Below are 15,765 nucleotides of genomic sequence, written 5' to 3'. Positions count from 1 at the left end.
CAGTCTATATTTTTAACGGAAGGGCAAGAATTTTTTCAGCTCTTTCTATGTTATTGATAAAAAACATACTTTACTTTTATGATTGGAGTTTTTGGTAAATGTTAGAAAAAGGTGCAGACCGAGTGAAAAAAGTAGAATTAATGGACAAACATCTTGATTCTCACCAAGGAAAAATAACTAGTACCGAGATTTGTAACATTGTCATGTCCATTTTCAAATTTGATTTAACAACTAAACCTGTCCTATCAAAAGAATGGATAATGGCAGGAGCTGGTTCTTCGACTGAGAACATTGCTATAATGGCCATAGATTCTACCCTCACCCATCACGGAAGAAAGGCCACAGGAAAAGAAATCCGCCAACTTATCAATCAAATTTTTGGTATTAACTTAGATGCAATCTCCTCTTTAGAAGGGGCAAGAATTTCTTTATTTTCTAAAGATCAATGGGTTATTAGGGATGAACAAGACTTATTTGTTGTTCATACTGGATTAGGTGATGTCGATGTAAAGGTTTTTCCTACTGACTATTTCACTGAACAAACTGGATTAGAAGAATTGCCGAAGGACCTAAAGCAATCATTAACAAACTTTGGATTCTCTTGCGATGAAAGTGCGGGATGTTACTATTACTCAAATCCATCTGGAGAAGCAATTCCAGACGAATTTAAAGGGCAAGTCATCGGAGCAATTCTTAAGGTAATTCACAATTCATATCAATCTTTATAAAAAAATCATATAGGAAATCCCTATATGATTTTTTTATTAGTGAATAAAACAACCTTATTTTCCAAAAGACGATAAAAATTTAACTCTATCTCCCATAGGAGGAGTATTATTATCGACTAAGGCAACCTCTAGAATTGCTGGCCCATTTACATTCATTAAGTTGTTTATAACATCTTGATTGATATCTTGTAATTCATTGACTCTATAGCTTGGTATATTCATAGCTGCGGCCATTGCACTAATATTGATTGATTCCTGTTCAAAGGATGGATGAGTTCTACGGAATTGTAATGAATGACCGTGATATACCATTCCTAAACGAGCATTATTCATCACAACAAATAAAATAGGTAAATTATATTCCTTCGCCGTCAATATTTCCAACCCGTGCATGAAAAAGCAGCCATCACCAGTAATACATACAACCGGACGCTCCGGTTCAGCCAGTTTTGAACCAATCGCAGAACCAATTCCGCTTCCCATTGCACCAAAATGTACATTAATATTATAGGAGTCAAAATCTATGACCTTCATGTGATGAATAACATACGACATAAATTCACCAATATCAATGGTATATCTAGTAGTTGACGGTAAACATTTTTGAAGGTTTAGGAGAACATTTTTCGTATTATATTCCTCTATATTCTCTTCCTCTTCCTCTTCCTCTTTCTTCTTTTCAACGGTAAATTCAGCGCGATCCATTTGCAACCCTAAAGCCTTTAATTCTTCTATTAACATTAATAAACTTAAATTGATATCGCCTAGTACTGGAATATCCACTTTGTACTTCCGATTGAAGACAGATTGGTCAAAATCCATTTGAACAGAGAAACGATCTTTTATTAAGTTTCCATTATAATTATTTGTCGCAGTTTCCCCTAAACTGGAGCCCACAATTAATAATGCTTTCCCATCCCCTTCATTAATCAATGCAGAGGCAGCCTCATGACCTGCAAATCCAAACACTCCGACTAAAAGCGGATGTTCCTCAGGGATATATCCCTTAGCTTGTGGAGTTGTTATAATTGGCCAATTCAGCAATTCTGCCACCTCTATTAATAACTGAACAGAGTTTCTTATTCCCTGTCCTGTAAAAATATAACCCTTCTCCCTTTTTACCAATTCTCTAGCTGTTTCTTTTATTTTGTCTAGATCAGGAACAATAGGAAGTCTTTTGGGAAGTGGTGGCATTTCAACATTTTCTATATTTTCATGTTGAATATCAATCGGTATCGCAATATGTACAGGTCCTGGTACTCCCGATATAGCAATTTCAATTGCTAGTGCGACTTCTTTAAGTACATCCTTTACATCATTAACCGTAACGCTATATTTTGTAACAGGCCTGAAGACTGGTTCTACATCTAATTCTTGTGATGCATTCAAACCTACCGTACTAAGAGGTACGGCACCTGTAATGAATAAAACAGGTAAATGCTCTCGCATAGCATTAGCAGCACCTGTTACAAGATTTGTGGCACCTGGTCCGCTACAACCAATACACACACTTAGCTGATTTGTGTATTTAGCATAAGCGGCAGCCATGTAGGATGCCGCCCCTTCATGCTTCGCTACGACTGGTGTTAATTCAGGCATATCATAAAGTTCGTCAAAAAACGCATTTACAGAACCAGCTGGGATACCAAATATATGTTTAACTTCATTAGCTATTAAATATTCTAATACATTTCGGGCTGCTTTCATGTGTATGCTCCATTCATTTTTAATTTATTTCTCTATTTAAAAAAGTTTTTCGATGTCTTCAGCTGCCATAGGACGGCTGAAAAAATACCCTTGCATCAAATAACAATTTCGTGCAGATAAAAATTCGACCTGTTCCTTTGTCTCAACACCTTCAGCAATAACATCAAGGTTCAAATTCTTAGCCAGCGTAATAATAGTATTCGTAATAGCTGCATCATCTTTTGTCATATCCTGTACAAAGGATTTATCAATTTTTAACGTTGAAATAGGCAATTTTTTTAAATAACCTAAAGATGAATAACCAGTCCCGAAATCATCAATAGCGAGGTTGATTCCTAAACCTTTTAATTTCTTCATTGTTTTTAAAGTTGATTCCGTATTTCTAACAATTAAATTTTCAGTGAGTTCTAGTTGTATATACTTCGGAGATAGCTCTACTTCCTCTAAAACATTTTTGACCATAGCAAATAAATCACTTTGTTCCAATTGACGTGCAGATAAATTCACAGACATACTAATTAACGGGGAACCTTGATCATGCCATTTCTTTAATTGCCTACAGGCCTCTTTTAGAACCCATTCACCTATCGGGACTATTAATCCAGTTTCTTCAGCTATTGGGATAAATTTATCAGGCGGTATCATCCCATGTTCTTGATGGTTCCATCTAATTAAAGCCTCTACACCCTCAATCTTATTCGTTTTACCATTTATTTGCGGTTGATAATAAATCACAAGTTCTTCTTGTTCCAACGCCTTATACAAATCATTTTCTAGCTTGATACTTTCAAAAGTTCTCGTATCCATTCCTTCACTGAAGAAATGATAGCTACTTCCTGATATTTCTTTCGATTTGTACATAGCTGTGTCTGCATTTTTAACTAAGATTTCAGTCGTATCACCATTATCAGGAAATATACTAATACCAATACTCGTTTTCATATAGATTTCATTGTCTACTAAATGAAATGGCCTTGAAAAAGAATCAATGACACGATTTACTACCTTTAACACTTCTTTTTCACTTTTGATATTCGGTAAATAGATAGTAAATTCATCCCCGCCCTGTCTTGAGACCGTAGCACTTTTAGGAACACAAGCACTTAATCGATTTGCAACTTCTCGCAAAAGCAAATCACCGAAGCTATGCCCGAGCGTATCATTCACAAACTTAAACCTGTCTAAATCTAAATACAGAACTGCTAATTTTTCAGCATGTAATTGAGCATATGTCAGCCCTTGAGTTAGCCTGTCCTTTAGTAGAACTCTATTAGGTAAATCTGTTAAACTATCAAAATAAGCATGATATTTTATTTCTTCCTCCATTTGTTTCCTTTGGGTTACATCTTTAAAAGTAATAACTTCTCCGACAATCTCGGTCCCTTCTTTTATAGAGGAAATTACATACTCCACTGGAAAACTGGATTGATCTTTTCTAAAAAATTGCTCGGTTTTATCGTACAGATTCCAATCCTCATCGCAACCTGATGCCACCTGCTTTTTCTTTCCTTTTTCAATTCCGTTGAAAACCATACTGGATGGTTTTCCTATTAATTCATTTTTTATATCATAGCCTAACATGGAGGCACCAGCTGGGTTACAAAAGGTAATATTTCCATCAAGGTCTAAACCGAAAATTCCTTCTCCGGCAGAATTTAGAATCAATTCTTTCTCACGACTAAGCTGCTGCAATTCCGTTATTACTCGTTCCAGTTCCTTATTTTTAAACGTAATTTCTGAGGTCCTCTCTTCGATAATAACTTCCTGTTTTTCCATATATAAAAGGTTTGATAGCGTGGAAGCAGTTGCATCGACAATAGATTGCGACAGCTGTATTTGTCCTTCAGAATAACTAAAATTACTATCTCCTAGATTGACCACAGATATTTGTCCTAATACCTCTCCCATTGAAACCAACGGCAACATAAAGAGTCCCTTCATACCAAAATTACGGCAAACATCATGGTTTGGGCGCGGATCTGCATAAACATCTGGAATCCAGATTGGCTTTTTTGTTTCAATGACCTCTTGCGTGACTCTATCATTACTTTTATCAAATTTTATCTTATCATGTGTCTTGATCCAATCTTCTTCTGTCCATTCTGAACCCTTACTTAACTTCACCGGTCTAATTTTTTTCTTAGCTAAAGGCTCTAGTAAATGAACCCCGATATTATAATTGTCTAAAACTTTTCCTAAATAGGAAAAACAAGTATCAAGACTTTCCTGCATGGAGGAACACATAGATAAGTCCCGTGTCACATCCAGCAAGAGCTGTTTTTCAGCAATAAGGTTTACCTTATGAGTTAAATTGTTCGCATTTTGAATCGCAACAGCCGCCATATTCACATATGCCTCAACCGTTTGAATTTCTGACTCTGTTAAGTTCATAGGAATTCCGTAATCAAATAAAAAAACTAGACCAAATAATTCTTCTTCAAAAGAGATAGGAAGAACGAATAAAGATTTAATTCGAAACCCTTCCACTGCTCTCGGATCTGGCCGACTATCCTTTGATGTATCAGGTATATAGATGGCTTTTTTTGTTTCAATTACTTCTTTCGCCAGCAGGTCAATGTCTGTATCAATGACATGCATATCCAACGTCCATCCGTTAATAACTTCCGGTTTTCCTACATACCCTCTAAAAGTCCCATCTTCCTGCGGCAAATAAATACCAACAGAATCGCATTGAACGATTTCTTCAGAAATTGCTATTGTGACTTGCTCTAAAACTTCACGTAAATCCAGCTTTGTATTAATCATTTTAGTTATATTCGCAAGTCGAGAATACCTCGTTTGTTCCTTCAACATAAAAACGAACTCCATTTCATTGAAAATATCCATTTATATCCAAAAACTTTTATCCAAAACCTATCAATACTATCATTTTACTATGCATTTATTACTAATTCGACAAAATATTTCATATTTCTCACTATTATAATGTTTTTTATACATTTAATATAGGAATTATTTGCATAATCCTCTAATATTTTTATTACTAAATTGCAAGATAAATACGTTGTTATTACTAAAAGCTACACAAAATTTTCCACTCTCAAAAAATTCATTTACTTATAATACAACTCAGCTTATGTAAAATAAAAAACAGATGGAAATCTCCCCCCATCAGGGGCTAGATTTCCATCTGCATATTCAAACTATCTCTACACGCCAGCCACAAACTCCATATATACAGAGTATACGCGGGAACACAAAGATGTTGGTTAGTTCAATACATTTATAAAACTGTTTTTTCCGTTGCAATCTACAAAAGAACTTAAAACTAAATAAATATAATCCACCCCCTCGACTTCAGGGAGTTATACCGTTTCACTACCTTCTACCACATTAACACTCGCCTCAAACTTATTAAGCAATGCGCGTACTTCATCCGTTGACTTCGTGCTCATCAATTGATTTCGTAGTTCAGCAGCCCCAGGGAAGCCTTTTACATAAATTTTGAAGAAGCGATGTAATCCTGTTATGGATCTTGGTAATACTTCTGCATATTGATCTTGAAGATCAAGTTGTAGTCTTAAAAGATCTAGATGTTCTTTACTGCTATGCTCTCTTGGTTCTTTTTCGAAAGCAAATGGATTTTTAAAGATTCCTCGTCCAATCATTACGCCATCAATGCCGTATTTTTCAGCAAGTTCCAGCCCAGTTTTACGGTCAGGAATGTCTCCGTTTATCGTTAGGAGCGTATTTGGTGCAATACGATCACGTAATTTTTTAATCTCCGGAATTAGCTCCCAGTGTGCATCTACTTGGCTCATCTCTTCTCTTGTACGTAAGTGAATAGAAAGGTTTGCAATATCTTGTTTGAAAATGTGCGTTAACCAATCTTCCCACTCGCTTAACTCTTTAAAGCCAAGTCTTGTTTTTACGCTGACAGGTAGTCCGCCTGCTTTTGCAGCTTGAATAAGTTCTGCCGCAACGTCTGGACGCAAGATAAGGCCACTACCTTTTCCTCTTGATGCTACGTTTGGCACAGGGCAACCCATATTAATATCGATGCCTTTAAATCCTAACTCTGCCATACCAATACTCATTTCACGGAAATATTCAGGATTATCTCCCCAAATATGTGCCACCATTGGCTGTTCATCTTCTGTAAAAATTAAACGACCACGTACGCTTTTCATACCTTCTGGATGACAATAGCTATCTGAGTTTGTGAACTCTGTGAAGAATACATCTGGACGACCAGCTTCACTTACTACGTGACGGAAAACAACGTCTGTCACATCTTCCATTGGTGCAAGTACGAAAAATGGTCGTGGTAAATCACGCCAAAAATTATCTATCATTTCAAATTCAAATCCTCTCACTATGAATACAATTTCAAACTCTCAATAAACCAAAAAGCAGATGGTATAGATTTTCCTATATCAACTGCTTTCCTATTATACCAACTTAAGCCAAGCTACACACTCTACATGAGTCGTATGCGGGAACATATCAACAGGTTGTACTTCCTGCGTTTTATATCCGCCTTCTTCTAGTACTTTTAAGTCACGTGCTAATGTTGCTGGGTTACATGATACGTATACAACGCGTTTTGGTTTCATGTCGATGATTGTGTTTAATAGTGCCTCATCACAACCTTTACGCGGTGGATCTACGACCATTGTGTCAGCGATTACGCCTTCTTTATACCATTTTGGAATAACTACTTCTGCTTCTCCTACACCAAATTCAGCGTTTGTCATGTTGTTTAGTGCTGCGTTACGCTTTGCGTCTTCAATCGCTTCTGGGACGATTTCAACGCCATACACTTTTTTCGCTTTTTGCGCTAGGAATAAAGAGATTGATCCAATTCCGCAATAGGCATCAATTACTGTTTCGTTACCATCTAATTTTGCGTATTCTAACGTTTTATCGTACAGCACTTTCGTTTGTTCTGGGTTTACTTGATAGAATGAACGTGCTGAAATCGCAAATTTAATATCGCCAATAAAGTCATAAATATATTCTGATCCGTACAGTACTGTCGTTTTGTCTCCGAAGATTACGTTTGTACGTTTCGTGTTTACGTTTTGAACAATCGATTTTACTTCAGGGAATTTCGCAGCAATTTCTTCAATGATTGCTTTCTTGTTTGGTAATTCTGCTGTACGAGTAATGAAGACAAGCATAATTTCCCCTGTTACTTGTCCGTAACGAGCCATTACGTGGCGAAGTGTTCCTTTGTTACGCTCTTCATTGTACGCTGAAATCCCGTGTTTTTCACAAATACGTTTTACTTCTTGAATTAATGTATCGTTTTCTTCTGCTTGAATTAAACACGATTCCATATTAATGATGTCATGCGTTCCTTGACGATAGAATCCAGCTACAAGTCCACCTTCACGTTCTCCAATTGGTACTTGTGCTTTGTTACGGTATACCCACGGATTCTTCATGCCAAGTACAGGATGAACAGGAACATCACTTAATCCGCCGATGCGCTGCATAACGTCGCGTACTTGTTTTTCTTTCGCTTGTAATTGCCCTTCATATGTTAAATGCTGAAGCTGACAACCGCCGCACTGATTGTACACTGGGCATTCTGCATCTTTACGATATGGGCTCTTTGTATGAAGCTTCATTAAACGACCGAATGCGAAGTTTTTCTTTACTTTAATAATTTTAATTTGTGCTTCTTCACCTGGTAATCCGTTTTTAACGAAAATAGGATAGCCTTTTACTTTCGCAACACCGGCACCATCATGTGTTAAATCTTCAAATACTACATCTATAAACTCGTTTTTTTCAACTGGTGGCGTCATTTTTGTACTCATTTTCCGACCTCTCTTTTTCATAACACTGCGTTACATTTTATCATACTTATATGGTCTATTTCTATTGGAAGAAAAAAAGCTATTGACGATAGTTCTCCGTTAATGTTACGCTACTACTAATTTAATACGGACGATGTTACCTCATATATACTCGATAATATGGATCGAGAGTTTCTACCCGGCAACCTTAAATTGCTGGACTATGGGGAAAACTAATGAATATTAGCCCATGTGCAAAAAGGACTCATATTGATTAGCTTTCTCTCATAGATGAAAGTGAATCCATATGGGTCTTTTTTTATTTTTATTTTTCTAAAAGGTCAGACATCTTACGTATGACATAAAACCTCCTTGTTTTATTTTTAGTAATATAACGAGCGTTTTATGTACAAACTTTATACGAACTTCTGAAAGGGGCAACTACATGCAATATGTAATGAGCATTATCGGTATTCTTGTCGTTTTAGGTTTATGTTTTGCTTTGTCAAACAACAAAAGTAAAATCAACTTCCGTGCAATTGCTATTATGATTGGTTTTCAAATTTTAATCGGTTGGTTTATGTTTGGCACAAAGATTGGTCAACAAATCATTATTTTCATTGGTAAAGTTTTCAACAAACTAATTAAACTTGGTACGACAGGTGTCGATTTTCTCTTTAATGGGATTCAAAGAGATTTTGTCTTTTTCTTAAACGTACTATTAATTATCGTATTTTTCTCAGCACTACTTTCTATCTTTAGTTACTTAGGGGTTTTACCATTCATCGTTCGCGTTGTCGGCGGTGCCATTTCAAAAATTACTGGTTTACCACGCGTTGAATCATTCCACGCAGTAAACTCTGTATTCTTTGGTTCAAGTGAAGCGTTAATCGTTATTAAAAATGATTTACAACATTTCAATAAAAACCGTATGTTTATCATTTGTTGTTCTGCAATGAGTTCAGTTTCTGCCTCTGTTACAGCATCATACGTAATGATGTTAGATGCGAAATATGTACTAGCAGCTCTTCCGTTAAACTTATTCTCAAGCTTAATCGTTTGTTCGTTATTAACACCTGTTGATACGAAAAAAGAAGACGAAGTAGTTCAGAAATTTGATCGTACTTTATTCGGAGACAGCTTTATCGGTGCAATGATTAACGGTGCACTTGACGGTTTAAAAGTAGCTGGTATCGTTGCCGCATTAATGATCGCCTTCATCGGTGTGATGGAAGTTGTAAACTACGTAATTAGTGCCGCTTCAGGTGCAATGGGATATGCTGTTACGTTACAACAAATCTTCGGTTATATACTTGCTCCATTCGCGTTCTTAATGGGTATTCCAACTCAAGATATTATCCCAGCTGGTGGTATTATGGGTACGAAGATTGTATTAAACGAGTTTGTAGCAATACTTGATTTAAAAGGTGTTGCATCAACATTATCTCCACGTACAGTTGGAATCGTTACAGTATTCTTAATTAGCTTCGCAAGTATTAGCCAAATTGGTGCAATCGTTGGTACAATCCGTGCCCTTTCTGAAAAACAAGGAAGCGTTGTTTCTAAATTTGGTTGGAAAATGCTATTTGCATCAACACTTGCTTCTATTTTATCTGCGACAATCGCTGGATTGTTTATTTAATAAAAAAACACCTTACTCGTCGTTGAAGTAAGGTGTTTTTTTATCTATTGTTACTTTTCTCATTCCATACATATTCTTCAAATGCTATGATGAACAAGGGTATGTCCCCACCTCTCTTACAGCGGTGGGGATTTTAAATATAAATATATAACATAATACACAATAGAAGGTGATTTTATGAGAAAATATGTTGCAATCGCTTTATGCACATCTGCCATTCTAGCAGGTTGTAATACTAGCAATGTAAACCAGGAACCTAAAAAAGAAAAAAAGGTTCAAGAAACTAAGAAACAAGCAGATACTGTACAAGAACAAGGTAAAATTTCTTATCAGCCCATTACACACGAAACTACAAATACTACCATTCATATGACAGATATAAAAGATGCTTTAACTGAAGTACAATATAAAATTTGGCGTACTGCTGATGGAAAGGAACACACTAAATCTTTTTCTTCTAAAGAAAAGGAGAAACAGTTTACACTTCCTTTTGACATAAAAGAATTTGAAGGAAAACGCGGTGAATTTCAAATTGAAGCAATAGGAATAAAAGAAGATGGGAAAACCATTCCACTCACAAAAGCTGCTATTACTTTCGAACAAAAGGTTCCCGTTCTTATGTATCATGCAATTGATGATTATCACGGACAAGGCATTAAAGATTTATTCGTCTCACCTGCTAACTTTGAAGCCCAAATGAAATATTTAAAAGACAACGGCTATACATTACTAACTTTTGAACGTTGGGGTGATATTAATAAAGTAAATAAACCTATCTTTGTTACATTTGATGACGGTATGAAAAATAATATGAATGCATTCCATGTTTTACAAAAGCTAAAAGACGATACATTTAAACCGGCGGCAACAGAATATATGATTGTTGATAACGTTGATGTAGAAGGATCACTGTCTACTTCTGAAATAAAAGAAATGGTCGATTCCGGCATTTTCTCAGTGCAATCTCATACAACGACGCATGCAGACTTACCGAAAATTACAAACTATGAAGAGGAATTAAAAGGATCAAAAGAAAAGTTAGAAAAAACAACAGGTAAGCCCGTTATCGCAGTTGCTTATCCATTCGGTCATGTAGATGATAAAGTCGTTGCAGAAACGAAGAAATATTATCAATTTGCGACGACAACAAAACCCGGAAAATTCATTACAAAAGGTGAACCCGATGAATTGTTAAAAATGAAGCGTGTTCGCATACACCATACGACGACCGTAGAACAGTTTGCTTCTTCGATTAAATAACGATGAGGGCTCAATATATTTTGAGCTCTCTTTTTACGCTATATTTATATATATTTTTTGAATTTTCTTGTATTATATATAGTAAGAAATCTTTCAAATTAAAGGAGATTATACATATGTCATTTGAACAAACGTTAGAGAAATATGCTGCCCTTGCAGTCAATGTTGGTGTTAATATTCAACCAGGACAAACATTATCAATTAGCGCACCTCTTGAAGCTGTACAATTTGTACGCCTCGTTACAGAAAAAGCATATAAATCTGGTGCAAAACACGTATATGTGGATTGGAATGATGAGACGTTAACACGCTTAAAGTTCGATCTAGCTCCTGAAGAAGCATTCGCTGAGTTCCCATCTTGGAAAGCACACGCTCGTGAAAAATTAGCAAAAGAAGGCGCTGCATTTATGTCTATTTATGCAGAAAACCCTGATTTATTAAAAGGTGTAGAACCAACGCGTATCGCAACAGCTCATAAAGTAGCTGGTGAAGCAATGAAAGTATACCGTGATTACGTACAAGCTGATAAAGTAAGCTGGTGTGTCATTTCTGTTCCTACGAAAGAATGGGCTGCGAAAGTATTCCCTGACGTTGCACCAGAAGAACAAGAAGCAAAACTATGGGATGCTATTTTCAAAGCTACTCGTGCTGATTTAGAAAATCCTGTGGAAGCATGGAAAGAACACGATAAAACATTACATACAAAAGTTGATTACTTAAACGAAAAGCATTATAAAGCTCTTCACTATACAGGTCCTGGAACAGATTTAACGATCGAACTTCCAGAAAAACATGTATGGGCTGGTGCTGGTAGCTTAAATGAAAAGAACGTACCATTTATGGCGAACATTCCAACTGAAGAAGTGTTTACAATGCCACTTAAAACAGGTGTAAATGGCCAAGTATCTAGTACAAAACCGTTAGCATTTGCAGGTAACATTATCGATAACTTCACGTTAACATTTGAAAACGGACGTATCGTAGATTATAAAGCTGAAGTTGGAGAAGAAGCTTTAAAACATTTAGTAGAAACAGATGAAGGTTCTCACTTCTTAGGAGAAGTAGCTTTAGTACCTCATGATTCACCAATTTCAAACACAAATATTTTATTCTACAACACGCTATTTGATGAAAACGCATCTTGCCACCTTGCAATCGGAAATGCTTATGCATTTAACTTAGTTGGCGGAAAAACGATGTCTAAAGAAGAACTTGCTGAAAATGGCGCAAACGCTAGTATTACACACGAAGATTTCATGATTGGATCAGCTGAGCTTGATATCGACGGCATTACAGCTGATGGCAGACATGAACCAATCTTCCGTAAAGGTAATTGGGCGTTTTAATAAAAGCAAAAGGCTATCTTCCACACTGGAAGATAGCCTTTTATGATGCAGATGAAACCTTAAGCCCAATTACTCCTAACACGATGAAAAGAATACAAAATGCTTGGAATAGGCTAATGTGCTCTTTAAAAAAGTACACACTAATAATCGTAATAAGTAACGTCCCAACACCAGACCAAATTGCATAAGCAATACTTAAATGAATCTTTTTTACAACGATGGCGAACACGCTGAAACAAATTCCGTAAAATACAAAAATAAGTACACTTGGAATGAGCTTTGTTAAACCGTTTGATAACTTCATCGCAATTGTTCCAGCTACTTCAAAAATAATTGTTACAAGTAATAATAGCCAATATACCATACTAGAATCTCCTTCTCTGTTACCTTATAGAGATTCTAGTATACTACTTATAGTCCTAATGAAATATATTTAATTTCTAAATATTCCTCGATACCGAAATGACCTCCTTCACGACCAATGCCACTCTCTTTAAAGCCACCGAACGGCGCTTGTGCAACTGATGGGAGGCCATCATTTAAACCGATAATACCATACTCTAGTGCTTCACTAATTTGGAATGCTTGGCTAATGTCTTTCGTGAAAATGTACGCTGCTAAACCGTATGGCGTATTGTTTGCACGTTCAATTACTTCTTCAACCGTTTTAAATTTCGCAACAGGTGCAACTGGTCCAAATGTTTCTTCATTCATACAAAGCATCGTATCATTCGCTAATCCAATTACAGTTGGTTGAATAAAGTGTCCATCTAGCTCTGTAACCTTTTGGCCACCATATAAAACTGTTCCACCTTTTTGAATAGCATCTTCAATATGTTCTTGTACTTTTGAAACTGCATTCTCGTCAATAAGTGGTCCTACAGTCGTTCCGTCACTGAAACCGTCCCCTACTTTTAACTGCCCTACTGCCTTTTGAAACTTCTCTACAAACGCTTCATACACTTCTTCCTGAACAAATACTCGGTTTGTACATATACACGTTTGTCCTGCGTTACGGAATTTCGAACCGATTACTGCCTCTACTGCTTTATCTAAGTCTGCATCATTCATAACAATAAACGGTGCGTGACCACCTAACTCAAGTGAAACCTTTTTCATCGTTTGTGCCGCACTAGCCATTAACTCTTTCCCAATTTCCGTTGATCCTGTAAAGGACACTTTTCGAACACGCCCATCTTCCATCCACGTATCAGCAATTGCTTTCGCACTACCTGTTACAATATTTATTACGCCTTTTGGAATGTCTGCTTCATGAGCTAATTCAGCTAATTTTAACGCAGTTAACGGCGTTTGACTTGCAGGTTTTACAACCGCTGTACATCCTGCTGCAAGCGCCGGAGCTACCTTTCTCGTAATCATAGCAGCCGGGAAGTTCCAAGGCGTAATAGCTGCCATAACACCAACTGGTTGCTTCATGACTAAAATACGTTTATTCGGATGAGAAGCAGGAATCATTTCACCATATACGCGTTTTCCTTCTTCTGCATACCATTCAACAAAACTATTTGCATAATTCACTTCACCAAGCGCTTCTGCAAAGGGCTTTCCTTGTTCTTTCGTCATGATCGCTGCAATCTCTTCTTTATTTTCCTCAATAAGTGTGAACCATTTTTTTAATTTCGCTGCACGATCTGCCGCTGTTAACTTAGACCATAATTTAAAAGCTTCATGCGCAGCATCAACAGCTTGCTTTGCCTCTGTTACCCCGCCCTTTGGTACAGTCGCAAATATTTCCTTCGTTGCTGGATTATTTACTTCGATTTGCTCTTGCAATGTAATCCACTCACCATTTATATACATCGCCTTTTTCTCTACATTTACAAACGTCGCTTTTTTATCCAATATTCTCTTCCTCCTCTATAAGTTTCTTTATTTTCCTAGTCGCAGCAGATTGACTTATTTTTAAAAACTCCGCTACTTTATAACTCGATCCATATGTTTTATATGCTTTCAAAATAATATTCCGTTCTACTTCTTCTAACATTTTATAGAGACTTTGACCGGACTGTTCAACCGTTGATTCTTGCATCGCTATTGGTAAATCTTCTATCGTAACGATATCATCGGCAGTTATAACAATTCGCTCAATCACATTTTCAATCTCTCTATTATTTCCTTCCCACGGGTAACCAACAAACATTTGTAATGTGCTAGGCGCTAATTTTACATTTCTACCATATTTCTCGTTAAAGTGTTGTAAATAATGATAAATAAGTGGCAAAATGTCTTCTGTTCTTTCCCGTAGTGGCGGGATTACAATGGGAATGACATTCAGACGATAATATAAATCTTTCCGAAATGTTCCTTGTTTCACCATCATACTTAAATCTCTATTTGTTGCCGCTACAATTCTAACATCCACCTTTTTTAATTCTCTTCCGCCTATAGGGCGAAACGTTTTTTCTTGCAACACTTGCAAAAGCTTTGCTTGAGTTTCAAGCGGCATTTCGCCAATTTCATCTAAGAATAGCGTTCCTTTATGCGCTGATTCTAATAGTCCCTTTTTCCCTTCACGATTCGCACCTGTAAAGGATCCGCCTGAGTATCCAAAAAGCTCTGATTCAATTAAATTTGTCGGCAATGCCGCACAGTTAATTTCATAGAAACTTTCATTCTTCCGGTTACTCACTTCATGTAAATGACGCACCAATCGACTCTTTCCTACTCCTGTCTCACCTAAAACGAGAACCGTACTATCTACCGCGGATACTTTCTTGATTGTCTCGACTATTTTTTGCATAGCGATACTTTTAAAAATAAGTCCTTCATGTTCATATGTTTCTCTTAATTCTTTTTTATATGTTTTTAACTGATTATCCATTTCTTCTACCTTTTGACGTAATTGATAGAGTTCTGTAAGATCACGAGAGTAACTAATTACTCTTCTTAAATTGCCCTCTTCATCAAAAACAGGCCTTGTACGAACGTGTAAATACTCTCCTGATTTTGTCGTCTGAACGAGTTCGATTGGCCTCTTTTTTTCAATTACTTCTAACGTTGCTGATGGATAAAAGATACCATCTTTCTGCAATTCTTTTACATGTTTACCTACTAACTCTTTTGCAGCCAATTGATAGTGCCTTTCACATGTACTATTTACACGTACAACGATTCCCTTTTCGTCAGTCACAAAAATTTCGTCAAACGCATATTCAAATACATCTTGTAAATCCATTAACACTCGTTCCTTTTCTGCAACCATCCTAGCCACCCCTAACTTCCAATCCGTCGATTCACTTCACTACCTTTATTATAAAGTGAATTTTCTGCATTTTATATAGAGTCAGCTAGAA

General features: G+C 36.5%; 11 protein-coding genes and 1 riboswitch. Of the genes, 4 read left to right on the top strand and 7 right to left on the bottom strand.

Going from position 1 to position 15,765, the window contains the following annotated elements; genetic code table 11:
* The first annotated feature begins 98 nt into the window (after window positions 1–98).
* Window positions 99–728 carry a hypothetical protein gene (locus EGX95_RS28275; RefSeq protein ID WP_000890291.1) on the top strand — a complete coding sequence of 210 codons (630 nt, stop codon included), beginning with the start codon at window positions 99–101 and terminating at the stop codon, window positions 726–728.
* A gap of 54 nt (window positions 729–782) precedes the next feature.
* On the opposite strand, the gene EGX95_RS28270 is transcribed toward EGX95_RS28275, so the two are convergent.
* From EGX95_RS28270 to rlmD, 4 genes are all read right to left on the bottom strand, one after another.
* A complete protein-coding gene (locus EGX95_RS28270; protein ID WP_000642323.1) occupies window positions 783–2,435 on the bottom strand; it encodes a thiamine pyrophosphate-binding protein in 1,653 nt (550 codons plus the stop codon).
* Window positions 2,436–2,471: 36 nt separating this feature from the next.
* Window positions 2,472–5,249 carry a bifunctional diguanylate cyclase/phosphodiesterase gene (locus EGX95_RS28265; RefSeq protein WP_000910760.1) on the bottom strand — a complete coding sequence of 926 codons (2,778 nt, stop codon included), beginning with the start codon at window positions 5,247–5,249 and terminating at the stop codon, window positions 2,472–2,474.
* Window positions 5,250–5,761: 512 nt separating this feature from the next.
* On the bottom strand, window positions 5,762–6,751 hold the full coding sequence (locus EGX95_RS28260) for a tRNA dihydrouridine synthase (RefSeq protein WP_000566678.1): 990 nt from the start codon (window positions 6,749–6,751) through the stop codon (window positions 5,762–5,764).
* A gap of 96 nt (window positions 6,752–6,847) precedes the next feature.
* Complete coding sequence (gene rlmD / locus EGX95_RS28255; protein ID WP_000105049.1) at window positions 6,848–8,224, bottom strand: 23S rRNA (uracil(1939)-C(5))-methyltransferase RlmD; 1,377 nt, start codon at window positions 8,222–8,224, stop codon at window positions 6,848–6,850.
* A 121-nt stretch (window positions 8,225–8,345) separates the two neighbouring features.
* A riboswitch (purine riboswitch) is annotated at window positions 8,346–8,447 on the top strand.
* Window positions 8,448–8,648: 201 nt separating this feature from the next.
* Here rlmD and EGX95_RS28250 point away from each other — a divergent pair.
* The 3 genes from EGX95_RS28250 (at window position 8,649) to EGX95_RS28240 (ending at window position 12,451) form a co-directional block, all read left to right on the top strand.
* Complete coding sequence (locus EGX95_RS28250) at window positions 8,649–9,845, top strand: NupC/NupG family nucleoside CNT transporter (RefSeq protein WP_001200499.1); 1,197 nt, start codon at window positions 8,649–8,651, stop codon at window positions 9,843–9,845.
* Between the two features lie 177 nt (window positions 9,846–10,022).
* Window positions 10,023–11,105 (top strand): polysaccharide deacetylase family protein, encoded by a 1,083-nt coding sequence (locus tag EGX95_RS28245; RefSeq protein ID WP_123805795.1) that lies wholly within the window; start codon window positions 10,023–10,025, stop codon window positions 11,103–11,105.
* Window positions 11,106–11,221: 116 nt separating this feature from the next.
* Complete coding sequence (locus EGX95_RS28240) at window positions 11,222–12,451, top strand: aminopeptidase (protein WP_123805794.1); 1,230 nt, start codon at window positions 11,222–11,224, stop codon at window positions 12,449–12,451.
* 40 nt (window positions 12,452–12,491) lie between these two features.
* Here the strand turns inward: EGX95_RS28240 and EGX95_RS28235 are convergent, their stop codons facing one another.
* Genes EGX95_RS28235 through EGX95_RS28225 form a run of 3 tightly spaced genes read right to left on the bottom strand, consistent with a single transcriptional unit; the run spans window position 12,492 to window position 15,674 of the window.
* Window positions 12,492–12,815: a DMT family transporter gene (locus EGX95_RS28235; protein WP_000263254.1), complete on the bottom strand. Its 324-nt coding sequence runs from the start codon at window positions 12,813–12,815 to the stop codon at window positions 12,492–12,494.
* Between the two features lie 47 nt (window positions 12,816–12,862).
* Window positions 12,863–14,314 carry an NADP-dependent succinate-semialdehyde dehydrogenase gene (gene gabD / locus EGX95_RS28230; RefSeq protein WP_000358101.1) on the bottom strand — a complete coding sequence of 484 codons (1,452 nt, stop codon included), beginning with the start codon at window positions 14,312–14,314 and terminating at the stop codon, window positions 12,863–12,865.
* Window positions 14,307–15,674 (bottom strand): sigma-54 interaction domain-containing protein, encoded by a 1,368-nt coding sequence (locus EGX95_RS28225; protein ID WP_000225162.1) that lies wholly within the window; start codon window positions 15,672–15,674, stop codon window positions 14,307–14,309. Before EGX95_RS28225 ends, gabD begins: the two co-directional genes overlap by 8 nt.
* Window positions 15,675–15,765 lie beyond the last annotated feature (91 nt).

The sequence above is a fragment of the Bacillus sp. FDAARGOS_527 genome (assembly GCF_003812125.1).
In the GTDB taxonomy this organism is placed as follows: Bacteria; Bacillota; Bacilli; order Bacillales; family Bacillaceae_G; genus Bacillus_A; species Bacillus_A paranthracis.
Note: the sequence above shows the minus strand (reverse complement) of the source record. Positions and strands in the feature narration are given on the sequence as shown.

What these genes read in the sequence shown, in the direction of transcription:
- EGX95_RS28260 (WP_000566678.1), bottom strand. Translation starts at nt 6,751, where the DNA reads ATGATAGATAATTTTTGGCGTGATTTACCACGACCATTTTTCGTACTT.
- EGX95_RS28240 (WP_123805794.1), top strand. Translation starts at nt 11,222, where the DNA reads ATGTCATTTGAACAAACGTTAGAGAAATATGCTGCCCTTGCAGTCAAT.
- EGX95_RS28235 (WP_000263254.1), bottom strand. Translation starts at nt 12,815, where the DNA reads ATGGTATATTGGCTATTATTACTTGTAACAATTATTTTTGAAGTAGCT.
- EGX95_RS28245 (WP_123805795.1), top strand. Translation starts at nt 10,023, where the DNA reads ATGAGAAAATATGTTGCAATCGCTTTATGCACATCTGCCATTCTAGCA.
- EGX95_RS28265 (WP_000910760.1), bottom strand. Translation starts at nt 5,249, where the DNA reads ATGTTGAAGGAACAAACGAGGTATTCTCGACTTGCGAATATAACTAAA.
- rlmD (WP_000105049.1), bottom strand. Translation starts at nt 8,224, where the DNA reads ATGAGTACAAAAATGACGCCACCAGTTGAAAAAAACGAGTTTATAGAT.
- EGX95_RS28270 (WP_000642323.1), bottom strand. Translation starts at nt 2,435, where the DNA reads ATGAAAGCAGCCCGAAATGTATTAGAATATTTAATAGCTAATGAAGTT.
- EGX95_RS28250 (WP_001200499.1), top strand. Translation starts at nt 8,649, where the DNA reads ATGCAATATGTAATGAGCATTATCGGTATTCTTGTCGTTTTAGGTTTA.
- EGX95_RS28225 (WP_000225162.1), bottom strand. Translation starts at nt 15,674, where the DNA reads ATGGTTGCAGAAAAGGAACGAGTGTTAATGGATTTACAAGATGTATTT.
- EGX95_RS28275 (WP_000890291.1), top strand. Translation starts at nt 99, where the DNA reads ATGTTAGAAAAAGGTGCAGACCGAGTGAAAAAAGTAGAATTAATGGAC.